Origin of the sequence: Virgibacillus oceani (genome assembly GCF_041521345.1) — a bacterium.
Classification (GTDB): domain Bacteria; phylum Bacillota; class Bacilli; order Bacillales; family Amphibacillaceae; genus Virgibacillus_N; species Virgibacillus_N oceani_A.
Genome location: NZ_JBGOHB010000003.1, coordinates 104,470 through 125,843, shown reverse-complemented (window position 1 = coordinate 125,843; position 21,374 = coordinate 104,470). Strand labels below are relative to the sequence as shown.

The window sequence follows — 21,374 nt, the reverse complement described above, 5'->3', positions numbered from 1 at the left end:
AACAAGTTTACTCTCATCCTCTATGACTTATAGCCGGAGGGAGAAACATACGATGGCAAATAAACAAGATGCCGTTTCCGTAAGAGACATGATTGATGCAAAAAACAAAAACAATCGTTTTTCTCAATTTAAAGAAAAACTAATTCCTGCACTCCTTTTTCTTATTACCGCTATTTCTATTTTAACTACTGTCGGAATCATCTTTACACTTCTGTCCGAGACGATTGAATTTTTCCAGCTCGTGCCGTTTGCTGAATTTTTTACCGGTAATGTGTTAAGACCATTAAGCCAGAATCCGGAATTCGGCATATTGCCGTTGCTTGCAGGCACACTGATCTCTTCCATTATCGCCATTCTTGTTGCAGGACCAATTGGAATCATGACAGCTGTTTATTTAAGTGAATACGCATCAGAAAAGGTTCGCCGAACATTAAAGCCACTCCTTGAAGTGCTAGCCGGTATTCCTACCATTGTATATGGTTTTTTTGCCTTTACGTTTGTAACACCGGTCATCCGTAGTATTTTTCCAGCTGTAGAAGTGACAAACATTCTTAGTCCGGGAATTGTAATGGGTATCATGATTATCCCGATGATTGCTTCTTTATCCGAAGACGCTATGGTGTCTGTACCAAATGCAATGAGGGAGGGAGCTTTTGCAATGGGGGCTACGAAACTGGAAACAACTTTTCGTGTAGTCATTCCCGCTGCGCTATCCGGCATTATTGCCTCTTTTGTACTCGGGATTTCACGGGCTATCGGGGAAACGATGATTGTAACCATTGCAAGCGGAAGTTCAAAAAACTTTACGTTTGATGTGACACAATCCATGCAGACAATGACTGCGTACATTGTGGAGGTAGCGAGCGGTGACGCTTCAGCCGGAACCACGATCTACTATAGTTTATACGCTGTCGCCATGACCTTATTTGTTTTTACATTAATCATGAATTTACTGGCACGATATGTCTCTCGAAGATTCAGGGAGGAATATTAAAATGGAACTTGTAAACAAAGTCGACATGGAAAAAAGAATAAATGGCAGGGTCCTGAAAAACAATTTTTTTAAGATCGTGTTTCTCCTAGCCACCCTTTTCGGGATCGTCATATTGGGTATATTGATTGCCCGCGTTTTGACCCAGGGTATTTCGTGGATTAACATGGACTTCTTAACAGGCGCATTATCAACTGACCCAGAAAGAGCCGGCATAATGGGTGCACTGCTCGGAACATTCTGGCTCATGCTTGTTGTCATCCCTGTCACCATGGTAATCGGAATATGCACAGCCATTTACCTAGAGTTGTATGCCAAAAAAGGAAAGCTACAATCGCTGATCCAGACAAATATTTCTAACTTGGCTGGGGTTCCGTCCATCGTTTATGGACTGCTGGGGCTGACCGTCTTTGCTCGAGCTATGGATCTGGGAAATGCCGTTCTTGCCGGGGGATTGACTATATCTCTTCTTGTCCTGCCTATTGTTATCGTAGCAGCACAGGAAGCACTCAGAGCTGTCCCACAGCATTTAAGTGAAGCATCGTACGGTATGGGAGCCTCCAAATGGCAGACGATTAGAAATATCATTCTGCCATCAGCACTGCCGGGGATTCTTACAGGATCCATTTTGGCACTATCCCGAGCAATCGGAGAAACAGCACCATTAACTGTTCTTGGGATTCCTGCATTGCTTATTCCATTTCCGAGCAGCTTAATGGATACGTTCACGGCGCTGCCAATGCAGATTTACTACTGGACACTGGATTCATCTCTCGTTGCAGAATATGCAAACTTAGCTGCAGCAACAATCATTATATTGCTTCTATTATTGTTTGCACTGAATGCTACTGCCGTGCTTATACGAAATAAATTCCAAAAAAGATTTTAAGGAGTGAAAATCAATGAGTGTTACAGAAGCAATCAATAGCATTGGAAAAACAAGACAACCGAATAAAATGACATCAGGACCAGATGCTTTGAAGCCGCTGGTCTATGATACAACGGATTTAAACCTGTGGTACGGGGAAACTCACGCTTTAAAGGAAATTAATTTACCGATGTATGAAAAGGAAATAACAGCGATTATCGGGCCATCCGGCTGCGGTAAATCCACTTATATTAAAACATTAAACCGAATGGTGGAACTTGTGCCAAACGTCCGCATCACCGGTACGATCCGATATAAGGGAAAAAGCATCCTTGATAAATCATTTAAAGTGGAAGAACTGAGAACCCGTGTGGGCATGGTTTTCCAAAAACCAAACCCATTTCCAAAATCCATTTATGAAAATGTCGCCTACGGACCAAAAATACATGGTATCCGCAATAAGAAAGTACTGGATCAAATCGTGGAAAAAAGTCTTCGCGATGCGGCCATCTGGGATGAAGTAAAGGATCGTTTGAAAGAGAATGCATACGGCCTTTCCGGCGGTCAGCAGCAGCGTCTCTGCATCGCCCGCTGTCTCGCCATCGAACCGGATGTCATTTTAATGGATGAACCGACATCGGCCTTGGATCCTGGGTCAACAGCAAAAGTGGAAGAGCTGATTCAGGATTTAAAGAAAAAATATTCTATTGTCATTGTGACACACAACATGCAGCAGGCAGCACGTATTTCCGATAGAACCGCCTTTTTCCTGCATGGTGAGATAGTCGAATTTGACCGCACTGATGTGATTTTCAATCATCCCGGAGATGAGCGGACAATGGATTATATTTCAGGGAGGTTTGGGTAAGGTGAGGGAATAAAGGGAAAAGCAAGTATAATATTGCTTTTCCCTTTTTATTTCACTTCCGTATTGTAAGAATCGGTCTTTAACCGTTTTTAATTTTAACTTTAGCTCCCGAACGGACCAGCAGAAAGTTTTTGATACCAGTTAATCTTTACAATTAAGTAACCGGCTACTTATTTTCGCTAACGGCTTAGAAACCTATCCTCTTATAATTCCAATTCCTTTGCCGGTTCTCCTTTTTTATTCATTAACCTGATTCCAATCGGCTGTATCTCCAATAATGTATAAGCAGGATCTTCCGGACCATCAAAATATATTTTCATATCGTCATTCCAAAGTGTTTTTTTCATTTCTTCAGAATTATTCAATACAGCTTTCCCCTGATACTCCACATACGCATCACCAAATCCTTCCCCCTCATAGCCAATTAAAATATGTGTATACGGGTTTGCATCAATCTCTTCCGTTTTATCCGCATTTTTATCCGTCGGTGTATACAGGGTCATATTCCTTTGAAAAAAAGTCATATATCTGGAATGCGGTTTATTATCCTTAACTGTTGCCAAGGTTCCAGTATGACTTTCATCCAGTATTTTCTCAATTGCATTTCTGATTTCTGGTTGACTCAACTTTAACCACTCCTTAAGTAATATCGGGAATAGTATTTGTAGAGTTATTGAAAAATATAATAAAGAAAATAAGCTAAGAAGCAGTTGAAGGTTTGTCTTTCCAACTCAAAATAAAAGAAGAGCCGCTTCCCTTTCAAAGTAGCGGTGTTTTATAATTATTGACTCTCCATATATGTAAGGGAAACCTTCAAATTTTCCTCCTTCTCCCGAATGCGGTCAAACAGTTTTTTATTATTTGTCTCCACTTTTTACGTATAGCATAAGTGTACATAATCCATATTGAATTCCTGTGGAGACTTCCATTATCTTTCATGACTTAAATTTTAAAGCTATAAGATACTAACCACTGAAAACATCTAGTTTCTTCTCAATCCCCAGCATAATATCATACGCACCTGCTGACTCATTCGAACAAACAACTGCTTTAGTTAAAGTTTTCGGGTAAAAAGCAGAATAAAAATTGACACCAGGATCATAGCCCATGAGATGGTATTTAATAATTTCAGAGCCTGCTTGCTCAATCCAGACACCATAACCATAATAAATATCTCCATCTTCTGCTTGAACATGGGATTTAAGTAATAGCTGTGTATATTCATCACTTAAAAGGTCATTATTCATCAGTGCTTCCCAAAGCTTCATCATATCTGCAGCCGTTACAAAAGCTCCGCCGTCTGCCCCTCCCTTTGCAGGCAGGGAATATATATTCGTTTTCCAAGTTCCATCATCAAAGTCAATATAGCCCTGTGCTACATTAGGAGGGAGCGCATCAAACTCAAAATATCCCGACTGCTCCATTCCGGCTTTTTGAAAAATGTTCTCCTGTATGTATTCGTCAAATTTGCGCTGGCTCGCCTTTTCAACGATTAATCCGAGCAAAATATAACCGGCATTATTATAATGAAATCTTTCTCCCGCCTTTAGCTTCATGGGTTTGTCTTGAAACAGAGGCAGGAAGTCTTTCAAAGACCTTATATTGTACATTGGATTACTTATCCATAATTCCTCATAGTCTTCCATCACTTCCTCATCGAAATAGTCAGGAATTCCGGAAGTATGTGTCAGAAGATGGTGGATTGTTATTTCATCATGAAATTGAGGGAATTCAACCTCAAGATAGTCTTTAACCTTCATGTCAAAGCTGAGTTTTTTCTTTTCGACAAGTTGACAGACAGCGATTGCTGTAAATAACTTGCAGCCTGAAGCTATACCATACCGAGTGTTTGTGTTGTTCTTTAATTGTTCGGAGCGATTTGCGTATCCATAGCTTACATCTGCCAGAATACCTTTTTCGTTTTTAATCAATACTGTTCCGGAAAAATCAATATTACGTTGGATTTTTTCAATTTGTTTTATCATCTAATCTCCCCTTTTTAATCCTCTTTTTATACTTTACCATTATAAGCCTTTTGAAGGAGAATAAGCAGGTGAAGAACAAGCTGCAAATTTAGCATCTTCAAGAAACGCTCTCATTGAACCATGGTTTTTACGTGGTTTCCGCCTGTTCCACATAATATTCCACTGCTTTATCGAGCCATTTTTGTTCATCCTCCTTAAAAGGAGAAGGCGTCATACCTTCAAATTCTTGTAATTCCGCTTCTTTCACCTCTGCCTCTGCCAGCTGGTGAATTACATCTTCGCCTAGAAATGAAAAAGTTGCCTCCAGATATGCCGCTACCATTTCTTGAACCTTTGGATCATCTACCGGCTTCCCATATAATTGCTTCAGTTCTTTGGACAACTGAACAAAATTTTGGTTTAAAGTGATCTTTTCCTCCTCTGATTTCTCTGATAATTCCTCCATCACATCCGTCAACGCATGCTGCTCTATCCACTTTTTCTGTATATCTTCTGTATGCCATCCAGAAATAAGACTCAATGGAAGGATAGCTTGGATTTCGCATTTAGTTTCTCCATCATATCATTATGCATAGTCAATATGCTTACTGCCCAATTATACGGTGATTCATGGAAACCCATTCTATCTTTCATTAAACCTTCTACAATTAGAAAAATTCAGCTGCAGTATTTAGTATCACACTCTTTGGCACTTCAACATGGTGGAGGCTGATATCAAAGCGCTAACTCTGATATGCCCGATACGAACGAACTACTGAAGCAAGTATAGTCAGGAAAAGAATAGTAAAGAAAACGATCATCATCAGTGGCTCTGGAAGCAAGATGCTAAATAACATCAGAATGCCTCCAATAAATAATGGCAGGGAAAATGGACGGATTACCGTGTTCCACAATTTGCTTGTCTGAGGTGAAGTGTCTTCATCCAAATCAATTTGAAATCTTGGAAGGGTGTTTGCGGTAGTAATAAGTACAAGTCCTACACTTAATGGTACGAATAAAAGCAAGTTAATTTCCGTTCCGGTTGATACAAAAAGCAGTCCGCCATGCAGCAAAAATAAAATAATCGAAATCGATAAAAAAATGCTTTCAAACCCTTTTTTTAAACGATCGTAGGAACCTTTCTTTTGAATAAGCTTAGGAATAATGAAGAGATTACTGTTAACTAATAGCATAGTGAGCGGGATACTGAAAAGTACTACCTCTCGCGCGCCGTATTGTGTTTCTTCTATAACGATTTCCGAAACAGCCAAATAAATACTTACAGCGAAAGCTAAAACAGTCAACAAAACAATACTCATTATTTTCATCATGCATCCTCCCCTCTTGAATTAAATTGTACGATCCACTTCATGACATCTTGGAAAACCGTTGAGTTAAGAGAATAGTAAACATACTGTCCTTTCTTCAGGGCATAAACCAAGTTAGCATTTTTCAATATAGATAAATGCTGTGAAATTGCTGGTTTACTCATTTCAAAATGTGCCGCAATCTCCCCGGCTGTCATATCTCTGTTTCTTAGAAGATCCAATATTTTTCTTCTTGTTTCATCGGATAGTGCTTTGAATAAGCTATTCAAGGACAAGTATGTTCACCTACCTTTCTATATTTAAGTAATTACTTAATTAATTAAATTATAATATTATGAAGTTAAAATGTCAATAAAATTTTTGAATTTAATATTTTTCGATAAGTAGACATTGGAAAAAAGGTAGCCAAGGGAAAGTGAAAAAGATTAACTTTACATACCACATACCGAAAAAAACCATGATAAAACCGGGATAAAGCTCTGTTTACCCCGGTTATTTTTTCCCTGTATACAAAAGATACCTTAATAAAGCTAGTCCTCTTTTTGACTCAAATATTCGTTAGGCGCTTCTCCCTGCTGCTTATTATTATTTTTATACTGGCTCTTACGCCCATTCCGATGCTCTCCACTCTGTCTGTTTTCCTTGAACATATTGTTGAATTCCTTCCCTTTATTAACCATCCCGATTCCTCCTGCACTAGAATTTTTCTTAGTCTTTGTCCGTAACATTAATGTTATACACGCGATAATTTTTATATAAAAAATGCTCATTCTCTATTGCATAATATCCAAATATGAACTATACTACATTACACGACTAATGCACAGACTCACATGAAAGGAGTTGTGGGCTTGATTCTACATTCTGACAGTACCAAACCGATTTATGTGCAGATTGCGGAGTGGATCGAGACGGAGATTTTGAATGGCAATCTGAAGCAAGATGATAAGGTTTATTCCCAGTACAAGCTTGCAGAAATGTTTACCATCAATCCTGCAACTGCTGCCAAGGGACTAAATTTACTTTACAATGAAAAGATTTTATACAACAAACGGGGGCTGGGGAAATTCGTCACTGTGGATGCAAAAAAGATTATTACTGATAAAAGAAAGAACCAGGTATTAAAAGGAATGCTTTCGGATGTGGCTTTGGAGGCAGAAAGGCTGGAAGTGAATGAAGCGGAATTAATACGGATGCTTCAAACCACCATTCATGAACGTAAGGGGGATGCAGAATGAGTGTTATTGAATGTGAAAGCTTAACGAAAAAGAGAGAGCAATTAAATACATTACAAGATCTAACATTTTCCATTGAGGAAAACACCATTACCGGACTTATCGGGAGAAATGGTGCAGGCAAAACAACTTTATTAAAAATTCTAGCCGGTTTCTGGCATCCTACTTCGGGTAATGTTCAGGTTTTTAATGAGGATCCATTTCAAAATCTGTTCGTCTCGGCAAATGTGATTTATGTAGATGCTCAAATGCGGTTTTCCAACCGATTAACGTTAACGGAAATTTTAAATGAAGCGGAACGATTTTATGAAAATTGGGATGCCACATTGGCGAAAAGATTATTTGATTATTTTTCCTTCCATCCAAAACAAGCACATCACCATCTATCCAAAGGAAAAAAGAGTACCTTTAATATGATTATCGGGCTTGCATCCAGATGTGCACTTACTATGTTTGACGAGCCTACTACCGGGATGGATGCAAGTGTGAGGAAAGATTTTTACCGGGCACTCCTGAAAGACTATATCGCGTATCCGAGAACAATTATTATTTCCAGTCATCACCTGGAGGAGATTGAGGATTTGCTTGAAGATGTAATGCTCCTTGATGGTGGAAAAAAATATTTCCATCTCTCCATGGATGAACTGAAGGAGTATGCGGTGGGGATTTCCGGCAGAACTGAGGTTGTTATGCAGTGGATGGCAAATAAAGAAGTCATCCATAGTGAACAGGTTGGTAATAATACGACCTATGCCATGGTGAAAAATGACTACTTTTCCTTGGACCAGGCGAAGCAATTGGGCATGGAGATTTCTCCAGTATCTGCCAGCGACCTATGCGTTCACCTTACTAGCAAGCGTAAAGGGGGAATTGAAAGTGTCTTTAAATAATATGAGCTTGGGGAGTACGGTGATCAGGCAATTTCAGTATAAGCTGAAGGCATATAATGGGGTTTTAAGCTCATTGGTCGTAATTCAAATTATTGCCATCCTCTTTTCATTGAACGGAAATGCATCATTTAGTTCCGGAGGTTCAGGCGTATCGATTCATGCAACGGTTTATACGAATGTCACCGTCATTATTTTTACTATTCTATGGATCATCGCTCATTCCGTTATGATGAGCACCAAGGCTGAACGGGAACACGGTTTTACCTTTGTTTCCAATCATACAAGCAACCATCTTTCCAATGCTTTATTTATATTGCTGGCAAGCGTTATAGCCGGGACAACAACGATATTGGCAGGTTTTTTATTACGGGTTATTGTGTACTTTTTCAATGAAACATCACCAGTTTTGGATGCCAATGTACATTATGAGCTAAGTGATATATTTATTGGTATATTTTCGATGATATTTTACTTGATTCTTATTGGATCAGTTGGCTATGTGCTTGGTACCGTTTCCCAGTTGCATCGGACACTCCCCTATTTATTGCCAGTACTGCTCATTGGAGTCTTTATTTGGCTGGTGCAACGAGATCCCGAGCTTATTGGACGGATCGTTGCCTTTTATTTTCAAGAAGCAAATGCTTTTCTTTTTATTTTGAAGGTTAGTGTTACATCGGTTGTCTGTTTCATGACTTCCATTTTACTAACAAAACGGCTGGAGGCGAGACAATGAATATAGGGGATTTCATACCTTTCATTATTTTGTTGGTTTTATCAGTGTTGGTTATATTGGGAGTCAGGTGGTTCAGCAGAAGGAAAATAGCAAAAAAAGGCTATTGGATGCTTGGAGGATATGGGATTATTTTGCTTATTTCGGTTATTATCTACTATTTTATCCCTGTTTCCACAGAAGAAACAGCGGGGATTCAACATCCGGATCACTGGGACACTTTTAGCAGTGTAATTTCCGGTGCAGACAGTGTGGCATCCATTGAGGAATATCTGGTGGAAGAGTGGGAATTTGATTATGAAGAAGATACATTACGGATAGCATCTCAAGGAGAAAATAATTACGACTCGCGTATCGCAGTAGAGCGAACAGAGAATGAAACAATTGAAGCAGCCTTCTACCGTACGCCTCTCTATTTTCAGGGCAGAGAGGTGGAGATTGATTCCCGGCCTGTGTATCTTCAAATGACTTCAGATCGTTTGGAACTCATATTCCCGGAAAGCACAGAGGAAATAAGTTTTGCTTCTTTCAGCAAAGAATTCCCAATGCAGCAGTTTAAGGATAAAGAAATGGGGCCATTTGGGTATGCTTTTGGTTTTGGTATCAAATGGAGTGAACAGCTTATTTACCTGCAGATTCCGGAAGATATGGAAATATCAACCGGTCCAGAAGTACATGTGGAATATTTGAATTAAGCCTTCCAAGTATTTCACAATTATCTATTGATTGCAGATGAAACGCTTAATTAGAAATTTGTAGAACTACAGTATAGTACATTACTTTTATAAATACATTAAGGAGGTAGCAGTAGCATTGAATAATAATTTAAGAAAATCATCAACGGATAAAGACCTAGTCGGGGTATGATGTGAAGGAATTGCCGAATACTTTGGTATTCCTTCGTTGGGAGTGAGGCTAATATTTATATTTCTACCAGCTAATTTGATTATTTATTTAATTCTTGCAGCAACACTTCCGGATAGCCCTCCCTCATTGTAAAGAAAAGGATTTATGTAAGTAATAGGGGGTATTTGAGATAGACATTACTACGAATTGGAACTTCCAGATAAATGGAAGTTCTAATCTTTTTAACCTTTATCAACATCAGACTTAAATAGTGCCTACTTTATTAGAACATAATACTGATTGGACGGTTTACCTACCTGTGTTCCATCCTACTTCGCTTAAGATATCGAAATATCGACCGGTTCAGCAGTGTACGTGGGATATTTGAACTAAGCCTTTAAAAACTGCAGGGTCAAGTGTATGTTCCGACAGATTTTGCTTTGTTTTATAAGTGTGTTTTCCTTTTTCATCATGGGGCGCTAAACCATAGAATTGCTTGTCCCTTAGGACGCTCGATTACAGAAAATTAATTATCAAAAAAATGCGTATTTAAGTGTTCTTAGACATCTTATTTTTTAAAACATAAATTTCTTTCTCCATTTTATTCACCTTATCGACAATAAAATCCCCTTCATTTATTCGTGCTTCGGTAGTTAATTCCAACTGGTTAGGGACACCTTCGAGTTTTGCTTCAATCGTATCAAACCGATCATGCATTTCTGATTTCATGGTCTTCATTTCTGAATTTAAAGAATGAACTTCTGATTTCATACTCTTCATTTCGGTATTTAAAGATTGTACGTCTGTTTTCATGCTTTTCATTTCCGCGTTCATTTCTGTAAGTAGATCGAGAATTTGCATATCCACTTAATCACCCCTGTAATTCTTATAATTGATACTTGATAAAGAAACACTGCCTTTTTTAAAAACTGGTCGTTATTTTCTTCAAATGTGATTGTTCATATGGAGACTCAATAGCTAAGTTTTGACCTTATAATATCATACTCCAACTTCAACATCGAATACACCACAGTATCATGATACCTTTCCCCATCAAAATCCGTTTGTCTCATGACACCATCTTTATGAAAGCCGTAATTCTCCAGTAACTTTTTCGATCGTTCATTACCTGCAAAAATATCACCAACAATGCGGTTGAGACCGAGTGTCTCAAAGCCGAATTCCAGCACTGTTTCCATTAGCTCGGTCATGACACCCGTGCTCTGGTGTTTTTTGCTGATGACAACATTCATATCTGTCTTTCTATGCCACAAGCTCAGTTTATGGAAACGGAACTGCCCGATCAGCCTGTCTGTTTTTTTATCGATAATCACCCAAAGGATTTCCTTCTGCTCCTGATAATTTTGTAGTGAAAGTTGGACAGCCTCACTGATTTCCCCCTCGCTCCTGACTGGATGCGGCGTAATGAACTTCATTGTTTCTTTATCTCCTAAAAAAGTAAACAACTCAGGGACATCCTGCCCTGTTACGTGTCATGAGACAAACGGATTTTGATGGGGAAAGGTATCATGATACTGTGGTGTATTCGATGTTGAAGTTGGATCCTCTTAATATATAATTCTCTGTTTCCAATATCGGTATTTCCGTAAAGATATCGCTTGTTTTCATATAAACCTCCAGCTTACTTCTCTTTCATAAAATCCAGGACTTCTTTATCCAGTTTTCCTTTTTCCAGTTCTCTTTCCTCAAAATTTTCCGTGTGAAGGAATGCGAGTAAGCTTTTATGTAATACTTCATCATCCGCTTCGGTTTCCTTCAAATACCCAAGACGCTTCAGGTGTTTTGCAACCTCATCCTTTATTTCTTCTTTTATCTCCAAAATGTTTTCTTCCTTTGGTTTGCTGAAGTAAAGCTGGTGCAAATGATAAATTCGAATTAGTTCTATAATCGGATCAGGATGGTCATCGACGCGTAAATCAATGTACCGATCATTCACCCCGAGATAACCGCCTTTCTCCTTCACAACATAAATAGCTGCAGCCTGTTTTCCCCTGCTGTCACCACCTGCAGCCTGTCCTGCATCCAGTACGTGAAGTAGTCTATCAGCAAGTGTTCCAGTTGCCTCTTCAAATGCTTCCCCCATCACGTCGACCGTTTCCTGACTGACTAAAATATTGCCCTGTGCTGCATAGTGTTTTCCTGTTTGACCACCTGCCCAGTCATAGCATTTTTCTCCGGTAAATGTTGCTGCATTTCCATTTACGTCAACAATACCCACTTGTCTGTCCGCACTTCCCTCGTCTTGAGCAGTAAGTATGTCGACTGCTTCCATTGCCGTTTTTCCTTCCGCCAATAAGTCCAAACCATCCGGGCCATAAGCCGGATTTGCAAATGCCTGTGTTGCCACAGCCCCTACTCCTGCCTTTGCCCACGGAACGACCGAACCTACGCCGATAAACTTGGACTGGACGGCAATACCCAGCTCCTTTGTTTCCGGATCAAAACCAACAATTGAAAAGGTCATCATATTTCCTCCTTTTTATCAGACTGTTTTTTCTATTTTAGCACATTATTTTGAACACTGGGCAGCAATCCTATAACTCATGCCACCTTCTCCACCTATTTTTCGATTATTAGGATGAAAGGCAGGTGATAAGTATGGAATTTCCGACAAAATAAGCAGTTTGTCCAATACAAATTTGTCGGACGTCATATTTTGTTACTGTAAAAAAAATTGAATGGAGGACTTTTTTATGAGATTGTATTTAGATCCAGGTCATGGTGGTAATGATTCAGGAGCGACGGGAAACGGTTTGTTGGAAAAGGATTTAAATTTGGATATTGCCCTTCGCATTCGCACCTTACTCAATAATAATTTTCAGAATGTAGAAGTGAATATGAGCAGGACTACGGATGTTTCCAGAACACTTGCGCAGCGGACAAATGAAGCAAATGCGTGGGGAGCAGATTATTTTCTTTCCATTCATTGTAATGCTTTTAACGGATCAGCACGAGGCTATGAGGATTTTATTCATAGCAGTCTGTCCGGTTCTTCCCAAACTGCTATCTACCAAAATATCATGCATGAGGAAATTACGAATGTTAATCAGCTTACCAACCGTGGTAAAAAACAGGCAAACTTCCACGTATTGCGTGAATCAACAATGCCTGCGCTTTTAACCGAAAATGGGTTTATCGATAATGCAAGTGATGCTACATTAATGGGAGATCCTTCCTGGAGGCAGCGGGTTGCACAGGGACATGTGAATGGGCTGGCAAGAGCCTTTAACCTACAGGGAAATGGAGGAGGCAGTGACGTTATCTACAGAGTCATCGCAGGCTCCTTTCAAGCACGGGAAAATGCGGATGCACGGGTAGATTTTCTTTCCTCAAACGGGATCGAAGCTTTTGTCGATACAATTACTCTTTCCGGACAGCAATGGTTCCGTGTACAATCAGGCGCTTTTTCCAGCAGAGATAACGCAGAGGTACGGTTAAATGAAGTAAAATCAGCAGGGATATCGGATGCTTTTATTGTGCAAGAGACCCTTTAAAATATTAAGAGAGCCGGGATACATCGTGTATTTCCGGCTTTTTTATATAGGCAGGCAGTGACCTCAGCCAAGGAAAAATGTCAACGACCTTTTCCATTTGCCCTTGGCTGACTCTCGAACCCTATCTTCCTGTGTGTCCCGTCACAAAATGGTTTATTGGAAGAATTACCGCACCGGCATAGGGAGAAACTTTTTTTCGTTTCATAGACATTCCCCTCTTTATCTACTAATTCCACTTCACCCGTTATTCGTAATGATCCGTTATCATTCACCTTGATTTGTGTTTTTTTATTCATACAAACCTCCCCCTGGCATTATTGTAATGCTATTCTATGCAAAAGCTTGCTTCTTCATGAGCTTACAAATTCAAGAAAAAAGGACAGACAAAGTGACATATACCAATTTCTGCAAACATAAATCTGTTAAAAAGGAGGAGATCCAATTGAATAAGCGATCCTCAATAACCAATCTTCAGTATCCTCAGGATTACCTCTCCATTATAAGAAATGGCCTGAGCCGGACATCAGCCCCTAAAAGAATCATCATTATAGGTGCTGGGATGGCCGGGTTGACAGCTGCATCATTATTAAAAAAAGCAGGACATGAAGTCTTCATCATTGAAGCAAATAATCGAATTGGAGGCAGGATCTACACTGTCAGGGAGCCATTTGCTCCAGGAAACTATATGGAAGCCGGAGCCATGCGTTTTCCTGCTAATCATATTCTGATGATGGAATATATCCGGCAGGCAAACCTTCCCCTAGATACATTTATCAACATTTCTCCAGATGATAGAGTTTTTATAAATAATACCCTTATCAGAAATTCACATTATGAACAAAATCCAGACATTCTGGGTTTTCCACTGGAACCTTCCGAAAGAGGCAAGACAGCCATTGAGCTTTTATTAGGTGCTGTTCAGCCATTTATGGATTTATATGTACATAGTACATTGGAAGAGAAACAGCAGCTTAAAAAGAAATATTCCCTCTATTCCACAACGGAATTTTTGCGTAATAATCCAGTCGGCCCCTCGTTATCAGCCGGTGCCGTCAATAAATTATCCGTACACTTGGGAGTGGAGGGACTGGCGGAATATGCATTTACTGATTTTTTCACCAATCTCATTATGCCAATTTCTCTAAACCTTTACGAATTTCACCATATACCGGGTGGAAATGATCAGCTGCCATCATCTTTTTTATCTGAACTTTCCGAATCCATTTACCTTGAAGAAAAAGTAGAGACCATTATTCAGAAGAGTGATAAGATAAAGATCCAAACGAAAAATCACCATACTGGGCATATGCATATTTTTTCAGGAGATGTTGCGATTACGACGCTTCCCTTTTCTATCTTTCATCTGGTGGATATTGTGCCTTATGATTCCGTGTCACATAAAAAACATCAGGCAATTCGAGAGCTTAAAAATATCCCCGCAGTCAAAATAGGGATTGAATTCAAAACCCGTTTCTGGGAGCACTTAGAAATAGGCCATATTACTACAGATCTGCCAACACGGTTTACGTATACACCAAGCCATAACATTGGAAATAATGAAAGTGGTGTGCTGCTGGCAAGCTATACATGGGGGAAAAATGCTTTGTTGTGGAATAATGTCCAGGAGGATAAGATGATTCATTATGTCTTAAGGGATTTGGCGAAGATTTATGGCGATTTCATTTATAATGAATATATACAAGGCTATTCTATCAACTGGTCACAAGACCCGTATGCAGGCGGCTGCCTCACTTTATTCACACCGGGACAGGAAACAGACTTCGCGGATTACATTCAACAGCCGGAAGGAAGACTTCATTTTGCCGGAGAACATACCTCCTGGTTTCATGGCTGGGTGGAAGGAGCTGTAGAATCGGGGATACGAGCAGCTGTAGAGGTCCATCACCGCTCAGACTGAGGCGGGTGGCAGTCCCAAATTTTAGATAGGGTGCCTGTCACTCCCGAAAAAGCTAAAATTGTCGAATGGACGGTGTTAACATAGAGTAGGGAGAAAGCTGTGAATTAGCTTTCTCCCTTGCTTTATACTAATTAACTTCTGTGACAGATGTTCCTCCAATAAGATCATGAAGCCCTTTTCCATCCTCTCTTACTGCTATCATAATCATGCTCACCATGTACGCTATCCCTAAGCTCAAGATACCGATAAGATAAAACCCAATAAATTCTCTTGTAACCATATTTTTTAACGTTAGCCGTTCTCCATGTAAAGACTCAACTTTTATATTGCCAATCTTCTTCCCCATCACATATCCATGCCAAAAAAGAGGCAGAAGAATAATGTAAGAAAGATAAATAATTTGCCAGTACATACCTCGATCTGCAGGGAAACTGGTCTCAATGTTAAATATGGTTATAAATATGATAAGAACTATAGTCAGAATTAAGATGTCATAAAGCCTTGCCAGCAAACGTTTGCGTAATAGCGTGAGGTTTTGAATAATGTCCCTCCTGTAAACTGAATGAATTAATTTCCGCTTTGTCTAACTGTCCAGCGTTGTATAGATTTTTGTTGGGAGCGCTTAATAAATCGTCCTATTTTTCAGTTCTTCCAAGTCTGAATGAATTTTCGATATTTGTTGCTCAAACCAAACAAACTTTTTAAAGGTCAGGTAATGCAAAGATTTCATGAAGTAAAGTTCCATTCTTGAGGTACCTGTTTTTTCATTCATCGCTGTAAAATTCAAAGTACCACCTCTTATTTTTTATGTTAATTTCATTCTAACATGTGATATGTTTTTTGAATCTTATTTCATGATTTATTATAATGAAAATCCACTTATGCACTGGGTATATCACAGCAGGTATGATAAGTTTTACCCTAGAACTTACGAAGGAGCGTGCAGCTGCATGGATCTTTTATTTAACATTCTATGGAACTTATTCCCTTTCTTGCTCCTGATAGCGGCCATAGTTGGAATTACCATTTTTCTGCGGATTTTTTTTCACAAAAAGTTACCCGTATATGCTATTGTAAGTATCTTGGTCATCGGATCTGTTTATCTCATAGACCGCTCTTATTACACTACATTCACCGACGTTTATTCTAATCATCTAAATGAAGAAACCGTTGTCAGAAGTATTACGATTTCTACAACTTACCTTCCTGATGATCGACGATTTGACCCTGAGGCAGATATCGAAATTGAAGATGAAGAAATGATGAATGAGCTTATACAGGAGTTTTCCGAGCTGGAACTAAAAAAAGACAGGGATCATCATTATATCGAAAATCCGGAATACAGGGTTCGCATTACCACAACACATGAAATGGAAGAAGGTTTATTAAAAACAGGAAGCTTCTATTTTGAATTAAATGAGGCGCATCTCGATGGTTATAAAATCGTCAATGATACGGATCATTTACAAATGCTTGATACATTAGCTGACAATAAAAAGTCAGAACGTGATTGAGAGCCATATTGCCACAAACAGCAAGATGGCTTTATTTATGAATATTCTCGCCACTGTATTCGACATGATTCGAGCTTTCTGGGGAAGTGATAATTCTTTATGGTGGGACGAGCATTTAGCGCAGTTCTAGGCACCCAATTTGTGATATACTTAGGGTTAAATATAATAACTTTTATAGTAAAGGAACATGGATATTCAATGAGAAAAGAAATAAATATAAATCAATCAACTGCTAAGGCGCCCCTGTCAGAGGTTTTGGGCGCTACCGTAAAGACTGGAATCATAAAATCTAATCTTATCCCGATGATTGCAGGGTTGACCCTGGCCTTATATACGTATGGAATCCATCCATTTGACCGGTTGTCCGAGATCTTTTTCGCTATCCTCGGAACAGCACTTATTATCGGGGCAGCGGGGGCATTTAATAATTATTATGACCGTGACATTGATGCCATTATGGAACGGACAAAAATCAGGCCTACTGTGACAGGCGTGATTAAACCTAAAGCAGTCCTATGGATGGTCATTGCTATGGTCGTTGCCGGCTGGGGTGCGCTTTTAATGACCACCCCATTGGCTGCTTTAATAGGGCTCTTAGGTTTCCTTTTGTATGTTGTTCCATACACCATGTGGAGTAAACGACGGACTGTATACAATACGGAAATCGGCAGCCTCTCTGGTGCGACGCCCCCCCTGATTGGTTGGGCAGCGATTCATCAGGACATTACGCATCCTGCCGCTCTTGGGCTTTTTGTTATTTTAATCATTTGGCAGATGCCGCATTTTTATGCGATTGCTATCCGAAAGCATGATGAATACAAAGCAGCAAATATCCCCATGCTTCCGGTTGTAAAAGGGATCAGAAGGACATATATCCAGACAAATTTTTATTTAATCTTACTTATCGCCACAAGTTTTCTTCTCGGAACTTTGAGTCTTGGACTTATGCTCGTTGCATTGATCATGGGTATTGCGTGGCTTGTATTAAGCATTTACGGCTACCATAAAAAGAAAGACGCGGAAAAATGGGCAAAAGCACTGTTTATTTTTTCCCTGATTTATATGACTGTTGTATTTTCCACGATTATTATCTATTCTTTGATGGGTATATTCGTATTAGGGTAATAAAATGGGATGCACTTCTTCGGCAAGTCTCGAAAGGAGTCCATCCCAATCTTTTCAACGATACAACTTGAGCTTTCTTAAGTTCTGTGTTAAAGCTTTAGGTGCCTTTATTGACCAAAAAAAGCATTCTGCTTATACACATAACAAATTTGGATAAAACCAGGGCATCGCATGCATCACTACTTCCCAGTAAATTATCAGCTGCATATTGTCAAATACCTGCCACTAATCAATCTTAAATCGGAGTCCCGCTGTTGGCAGTCATATTTATCGTTATGATGATTGTCATACCGATATTTTTCCCGTTATAAGCAAGGAGATGTCAGGATGAAAGAATACTATTATGATAAGCTGCTTCATATAAAAACAGGGCAGGACAAGAAATTGGTTTATGCGGATTCCTTTCATTATAATCCTTACGAGCCAACACCGTATAGTGCGTTGGAAGCCTTATCCCAGCACTATGAATTTACCGAGGACGACCGGGTCATCGATTTTGGCAGCGGGAAAGGGCGGCTTCCTTTTTATATCCACCATTTCCACCAGTCTTCCGTGATTGGCGTGGAAATGGATGAAACCATATTCGGGAGAGCACTGGGTAATCTGAAAAACTATGATCGTTATACGGAAGAAAAGACGCATACAATTGAGTTTATTTGCTGTTTGGCAGAGGAATACATAATCGATCCGAAAGACAATTGCTTTTACTTTTTCAACCCATTTTCCCTTGAGATTTTCATGAAAGTAGTAGGCAATATTCTACGTTCTATCGAAAAGGTTGAGCGGTCTGTAGATCTCATTCTCTACTACCCGAATGGCAATTATATTTATCACCTGGAAAATAATACATTATTTGAATTGGTAAAGGAAATTAAACTGGAAGATTATGAACGGAATCCGGATGAGCGGATGCTTTTTTACCGGCTAAATGGGAGTTTTTAATAAAAAATCACTCCTAATAATAACGAGTTCATTTTAGGTAAAATATATATTAAATTGCATTGCAAAATGTGATGCTTTTTGTTGAAAATTGCAGTTCAATCAGAACTGAGCCAGGTGAAATTTATTTTCTTGATGTTGCATTTGGGGTTAAAACATTAGAAAAGAGGGTTCCACTTGCTGTAATTCGAGAACCCAGTTTAGAACCACTTCTATGCCTGTTATCAATCCAGCAATTTAACAACCTAGTTCAGCAAAAGCGCCCGTTTTAGGAAGATAGCTATTTTAGGATTTATGAATATGCTTTCTTCTTACTATAAAATTCATAAGCAAAATATCCAAATAAATAGCCTATATTAGCTCCCAAACTAACAGTAAGCACCAGAGAGACTGGTGAAAATATGCCAAAAATGACTCCGACAACACAACCAAAAAGCATTCCAATTGGTATTAAACTACCCAACAAATCTTGAGCGCTTTTTGATTTTTTATTACCCACGTTACCTTGGTTATATTTATGTTTAAGCCTTCCGATTACAAATAATGCAATCCTCCCCGCTATGGCGGCAAGCGCAATTGCCATGACAAACCCCATGTTAGCACTTCCTTTCACTAGAGTTACTCGTAATTCATAATGAGAAATCTTATGCCTGCACAAAACCAAGCTCGTTCCCATCCAGATTTGAAACAAAAGCCAAAGCATAAAACTAATTATTTACATAAAGTCATTTAGATATCATTTCTAATTCCGAATGGATAACTTCCCCTTCCGTAGATTCTACTATTAAAGGTTCAACGATTTGATCCACGCCTATTCGAATATAAGGTGTTTGATCACTTTCACCACCGTCAACAATTTCCACCATAACTTCTGTGTTCCCTGTAGCCTTAACATTTTCCACTTCAATCTCTTTCCCTATATATTTTTCTCCTAAATTAATCTCAATTTGCTTCCTGCCCTCTGAAATCGTGGATACACTATAATAACTTTCCTGATTGTCATTAGGTAATAACCCTTCATCAATTACCCAATAATCATCATCTGTATATAGGACCAACCCTATCGTCACAAAAAGAATAAGGGGAGAGGTGATTAATATACCTTTATCCCATTTGTTAAAATGTTTTTCTTTCATTTTACTGTTTATAAATGGAAGAAGTATGGTTCCCAGTATTGCCGCGCCAAGAATACCTGCGCCCACAATGCCATAAGCCATCCCTTCAAAACCGCCAACCGTAATGAAACCATAAGCTGTTATTCCTATAGAAACTAAAAAAGTAACTATTGGAGCTAAATACAACTTTCCTTTTATCTTAGAAGCTATCAGCGTAAAGACAAAAATAATCAATCCAAAGAACAATCCAGAGAAAATGTTGGCAAAAAATCCAAACAATAGACACACCTCCGATTTATATAAAAAGCGTTACTAAACGGCCAATAAACAAAATAATAATCGTATCTATGATTACAGAGATCCATAGCCACTTTTTATTGAAAAAAATTAAAGTGAATATGATTAAAAATAAAGCAGCCGGGAAATAAAACAAAAAAGTTAATCCCTGAACATACTCAATTGCTGCTTGTGCAGAGGTCTCCCAATCATAAAAACGCCATCCTGAATAAATAATATAAAACAAAATCATCGCCCTGATGAAAATTAAAAGTGATTTCAGACCTCGATTGAACTGTACCAATTTTTTTAATGGCCTTATCTCCACCTCATCGGATGCTGCTGATTTTGGATAGCTTTCTTCAAGCTCGATTACATTCGTATATAATTGCTGACATTCCCTACAGTCGTGAATATGATTCAAAACGACTTGTTTTGCCTCATCATCTAAATCATCGATAACAGGAATCAACTCTTTGGTTAATAGATGAACCTTTTGATTATCATCCATATAATCACCTCTATTTAGCCAATTGCTTTCTCATTCTGAACACTTTGGATTTTAAAGTAGAAACAGGGATGTTGAGCAATTCGCTAATTTTCTGGTAATCATAGCCGTAATATACTTTAGCAAGTAGGATTGCCCTATCCGTAACATTTAACCCTTCCAAAACTGTATGAATTTGCTGATTTACCAAAGTCCTTACTTCCGCTGTCTGGTTATTGATTAATATAGATTCAATCATATTTTCATCTTTTAGCAGTTCCGGTTTTTTCTTTTTATAATAATCCAAAAGTGTGTTCTTTGCTCCCCTTACTAACCAACTTTTCATGTAAGTAACTTCCAGAATACTTGATGGATTTACCAGGATTTTTGCAAATAACTCCTGAATAATATCATCTCCAACCTCATCATTTTTCGTTAATCCGATTAAGAAATTTCTTAAATAAACATAATGCGCTTTATAGATTTCTTCAATGCGTTCTAATGGATTGATGAAAAATGAAAAGGGATCCCTTAGTTGGTCCTTACGGTAAAGAATGATGCTTTTTCTTAAGTAACAGATAATAATGAAAATAATTCAGTATTCGTTTCGATTTACTCTTTAATATAAAGTAGTGAATAGGGATTAGAAGGATTAGTAATATAGCCCAAATCAATGTTACAGCTCCCCTCTGTCTTGTTAGTTCAATAAGTGTTCTTCCCTGAAACTGGGGGTTGTGTTAAGGAGAAAGGAAAACCTTACTGAAT

At 38.8% G+C, this 21,374-nt stretch carries 27 protein-coding genes and 1 pseudogene; 13 read left to right on the top strand and 15 right to left on the bottom strand.

Going from position 1 to position 21,374, the window contains the following annotated elements; all coding sequences use genetic code 11:
- Positions 1-52 precede the first annotated feature (52 nt).
- From pstC to pstB, 3 genes are all read left to right on the top strand, one after another.
- The gene (gene pstC / locus ACDX78_RS03855) at positions 53-994 is read left to right on the top strand and encodes a phosphate ABC transporter permease subunit PstC (RefSeq protein WP_486025497.1); all 942 of its coding nucleotides are present in this window, start codon (positions 53-55) and stop codon (positions 992-994) included.
- A 1-nt stretch (position 995) separates the two neighbouring features.
- Positions 996-1,880, top strand: a complete 885-nt coding sequence (pstA, locus tag ACDX78_RS03850) for a phosphate ABC transporter permease PstA (RefSeq protein WP_486025496.1) — start codon at positions 996-998, stop codon at positions 1,878-1,880.
- Positions 1,881-1,947: 67 nt separating this feature from the next.
- Positions 1,948-2,727: a phosphate ABC transporter ATP-binding protein PstB gene (gene pstB / locus ACDX78_RS03845; RefSeq protein ID WP_486025631.1), complete on the top strand. Its 780-nt coding sequence runs from the start codon at positions 1,948-1,950 to the stop codon at positions 2,725-2,727.
- A gap of 203 nt (positions 2,728-2,930) precedes the next feature.
- On the opposite strand, the gene ACDX78_RS03840 is transcribed toward pstB, so the two are convergent.
- The 6 genes from ACDX78_RS03840 to ACDX78_RS03815 form a co-directional block, all read right to left on the bottom strand.
- On the bottom strand, positions 2,931-3,353 hold the full coding sequence (locus tag ACDX78_RS03840) for a pyridoxamine 5'-phosphate oxidase family protein (RefSeq protein ID WP_486025494.1): 423 nt from the start codon (positions 3,351-3,353) through the stop codon (positions 2,931-2,933).
- Positions 3,354-3,692: 339 nt separating this feature from the next.
- Positions 3,693-4,712 carry a serine hydrolase domain-containing protein gene (locus tag ACDX78_RS03835; protein WP_486025492.1) on the bottom strand — a complete coding sequence of 340 codons (1,020 nt, stop codon included), beginning with the start codon at positions 4,710-4,712 and terminating at the stop codon, positions 3,693-3,695.
- A gap of 127 nt (positions 4,713-4,839) precedes the next feature.
- Positions 4,840-5,232, bottom strand: coding sequence for a TipAS antibiotic-recognition domain-containing protein (locus tag ACDX78_RS03830; protein ID WP_486025491.1), 393 nt, complete (start codon positions 5,230-5,232; stop codon positions 4,840-4,842).
- 202 nt (positions 5,233-5,434) lie between these two features.
- Complete coding sequence (locus ACDX78_RS03825) at positions 5,435-6,019, bottom strand: SdpI family protein (RefSeq protein ID WP_486025489.1); 585 nt, start codon at positions 6,017-6,019, stop codon at positions 5,435-5,437.
- Positions 6,019-6,288: an autorepressor SdpR family transcription factor gene (locus tag ACDX78_RS03820; RefSeq protein WP_486025629.1), complete on the bottom strand. Its 270-nt coding sequence runs from the start codon at positions 6,286-6,288 to the stop codon at positions 6,019-6,021. The genes ACDX78_RS03825 and ACDX78_RS03820 overlap by 1 nt, the downstream gene beginning before the upstream one ends.
- Before the next feature lie 261 nt (positions 6,289-6,549).
- Positions 6,550-6,699 carry a hypothetical protein gene (locus ACDX78_RS03815; RefSeq protein ID WP_486025487.1) on the bottom strand — a complete coding sequence of 50 codons (150 nt, stop codon included), beginning with the start codon at positions 6,697-6,699 and terminating at the stop codon, positions 6,550-6,552.
- Between the two features lie 171 nt (positions 6,700-6,870).
- On the opposite strand from ACDX78_RS03815, the gene ACDX78_RS03810 reads away from it, so the two are divergent.
- The 5 genes from ACDX78_RS03810 (at position 6,871) to ACDX78_RS03790 (ending at position 9,873) form a co-directional block, all read left to right on the top strand.
- A complete protein-coding gene (locus ACDX78_RS03810; RefSeq protein ID WP_486025486.1) occupies positions 6,871-7,257 on the top strand; it encodes a GntR family transcriptional regulator in 387 nt (128 codons plus the stop codon).
- Positions 7,254-8,144, top strand: coding sequence for an ATP-binding cassette domain-containing protein (locus ACDX78_RS03805; RefSeq protein ID WP_486025484.1), 891 nt, complete (start codon positions 7,254-7,256; stop codon positions 8,142-8,144). Before ACDX78_RS03810 ends, ACDX78_RS03805 begins: the two co-directional genes overlap by 4 nt.
- Positions 8,131-8,877 (top strand): hypothetical protein, encoded by a 747-nt coding sequence (locus ACDX78_RS03800; protein ID WP_486025483.1) that lies wholly within the window; start codon positions 8,131-8,133, stop codon positions 8,875-8,877. The genes ACDX78_RS03805 and ACDX78_RS03800 overlap by 14 nt, the downstream gene beginning before the upstream one ends.
- The gene (locus ACDX78_RS03795) at positions 8,874-9,569 is read left to right on the top strand and encodes a hypothetical protein (protein ID WP_486025481.1); all 696 of its coding nucleotides are present in this window, start codon (positions 8,874-8,876) and stop codon (positions 9,567-9,569) included. The genes ACDX78_RS03800 and ACDX78_RS03795 overlap by 4 nt, the downstream gene beginning before the upstream one ends.
- 181 nt (positions 9,570-9,750) lie before the next feature.
- Entirely contained in the window at positions 9,751-9,873 is a 123-nt protein-coding gene (locus ACDX78_RS03790; RefSeq protein ID WP_486025628.1) for a PspC domain-containing protein, read from the top strand.
- A 396-nt stretch (positions 9,874-10,269) separates the two neighbouring features.
- On the opposite strand, the gene ACDX78_RS03785 is transcribed toward ACDX78_RS03790, so the two are convergent.
- The 3 genes and pseudogenes from ACDX78_RS03785 to ACDX78_RS03775 form a co-directional block, all read right to left on the bottom strand.
- On the bottom strand, positions 10,270-10,581 hold the full coding sequence (locus ACDX78_RS03785) for a hypothetical protein (RefSeq protein ID WP_486025626.1): 312 nt from the start codon (positions 10,579-10,581) through the stop codon (positions 10,270-10,272).
- 110 nt (positions 10,582-10,691) lie between these two features.
- Positions 10,692-11,198, bottom strand: a pseudogene (locus ACDX78_RS03780) (GNAT family N-acetyltransferase); the annotation flags it as partial.
- Positions 11,199-11,362: 164 nt separating this feature from the next.
- Entirely contained in the window at positions 11,363-12,205 is an 843-nt protein-coding gene (locus ACDX78_RS03775; protein WP_486025480.1) for a DUF1028 domain-containing protein, read from the bottom strand.
- A gap of 229 nt (positions 12,206-12,434) precedes the next feature.
- Here ACDX78_RS03775 and ACDX78_RS03770 point away from each other — a divergent pair, with 229 nt between their 5' ends.
- A complete protein-coding gene (locus tag ACDX78_RS03770) occupies positions 12,435-13,235 on the top strand; it encodes an N-acetylmuramoyl-L-alanine amidase (protein WP_486025479.1) in 801 nt (266 codons plus the stop codon).
- Positions 13,236-13,315: 80 nt separating this feature from the next.
- On the opposite strand, the gene ACDX78_RS03765 is transcribed toward ACDX78_RS03770, so the two are convergent.
- Positions 13,316-13,531, bottom strand: a complete 216-nt coding sequence (locus ACDX78_RS03765; protein WP_486025477.1) for a CDGSH iron-sulfur domain-containing protein — start codon at positions 13,529-13,531, stop codon at positions 13,316-13,318.
- A 146-nt stretch (positions 13,532-13,677) separates the two neighbouring features.
- Between ACDX78_RS03765 and ACDX78_RS03760 the strand changes: the two genes are divergently transcribed.
- Positions 13,678-15,153: a flavin monoamine oxidase family protein gene (locus tag ACDX78_RS03760; RefSeq protein ID WP_486025476.1), complete on the top strand. Its 1,476-nt coding sequence runs from the start codon at positions 13,678-13,680 to the stop codon at positions 15,151-15,153.
- A 127-nt stretch (positions 15,154-15,280) separates the two neighbouring features.
- On the opposite strand, the gene ACDX78_RS03755 is transcribed toward ACDX78_RS03760, so the two are convergent.
- Positions 15,281-15,664, bottom strand: coding sequence for an RDD family protein (locus ACDX78_RS03755; RefSeq protein WP_486025474.1), 384 nt, complete (start codon positions 15,662-15,664; stop codon positions 15,281-15,283).
- Positions 15,665-16,103: 439 nt separating this feature from the next.
- Between ACDX78_RS03755 and ACDX78_RS03750 the strand changes: the two genes are divergently transcribed.
- The 3 genes from ACDX78_RS03750 to ACDX78_RS03740 all read left to right on the top strand — a co-directional run bounded on the left by ACDX78_RS03750 (position 16,104) and on the right by ACDX78_RS03740 (position 18,734).
- On the top strand, positions 16,104-16,667 hold the full coding sequence (locus ACDX78_RS03750; RefSeq protein ID WP_486025473.1) for a hypothetical protein: 564 nt from the start codon (positions 16,104-16,106) through the stop codon (positions 16,665-16,667).
- 198 nt (positions 16,668-16,865) lie between these two features.
- Complete coding sequence (cyoE, locus tag ACDX78_RS03745; RefSeq protein WP_486025471.1) at positions 16,866-17,792, top strand: heme o synthase; 927 nt, start codon at positions 16,866-16,868, stop codon at positions 17,790-17,792.
- Positions 17,793-18,119: 327 nt separating this feature from the next.
- Complete coding sequence (locus ACDX78_RS03740; RefSeq protein ID WP_486025469.1) at positions 18,120-18,734, top strand: class I SAM-dependent methyltransferase; 615 nt, start codon at positions 18,120-18,122, stop codon at positions 18,732-18,734.
- Positions 18,735-19,023: 289 nt separating this feature from the next.
- Here ACDX78_RS03740 and ACDX78_RS03735 read toward each other — a convergent pair whose 3' ends face one another.
- The 4 genes from ACDX78_RS03735 to ACDX78_RS03720 all read right to left on the bottom strand — a co-directional run bounded on the left by ACDX78_RS03735 (position 19,024) and on the right by ACDX78_RS03720 (position 21,054).
- Positions 19,024-19,326 (bottom strand): hypothetical protein, encoded by a 303-nt coding sequence (locus ACDX78_RS03735; RefSeq protein WP_486025468.1) that lies wholly within the window; start codon positions 19,324-19,326, stop codon positions 19,024-19,026.
- Between the two features lie 130 nt (positions 19,327-19,456).
- On the bottom strand, positions 19,457-20,125 hold the full coding sequence (locus ACDX78_RS03730; protein WP_486025467.1) for a hypothetical protein: 669 nt from the start codon (positions 20,123-20,125) through the stop codon (positions 19,457-19,459).
- Positions 20,126-20,141: 16 nt separating this feature from the next.
- The gene (locus ACDX78_RS03725) at positions 20,142-20,633 is read right to left on the bottom strand and encodes a hypothetical protein (protein WP_486025466.1); all 492 of its coding nucleotides are present in this window, start codon (positions 20,631-20,633) and stop codon (positions 20,142-20,144) included.
- A 10-nt stretch (positions 20,634-20,643) separates the two neighbouring features.
- A complete protein-coding gene (locus ACDX78_RS03720; protein WP_486025624.1) occupies positions 20,644-21,054 on the bottom strand; it encodes an RNA polymerase sigma factor in 411 nt (136 codons plus the stop codon).
- Positions 21,055-21,374 lie beyond the last annotated feature (320 nt).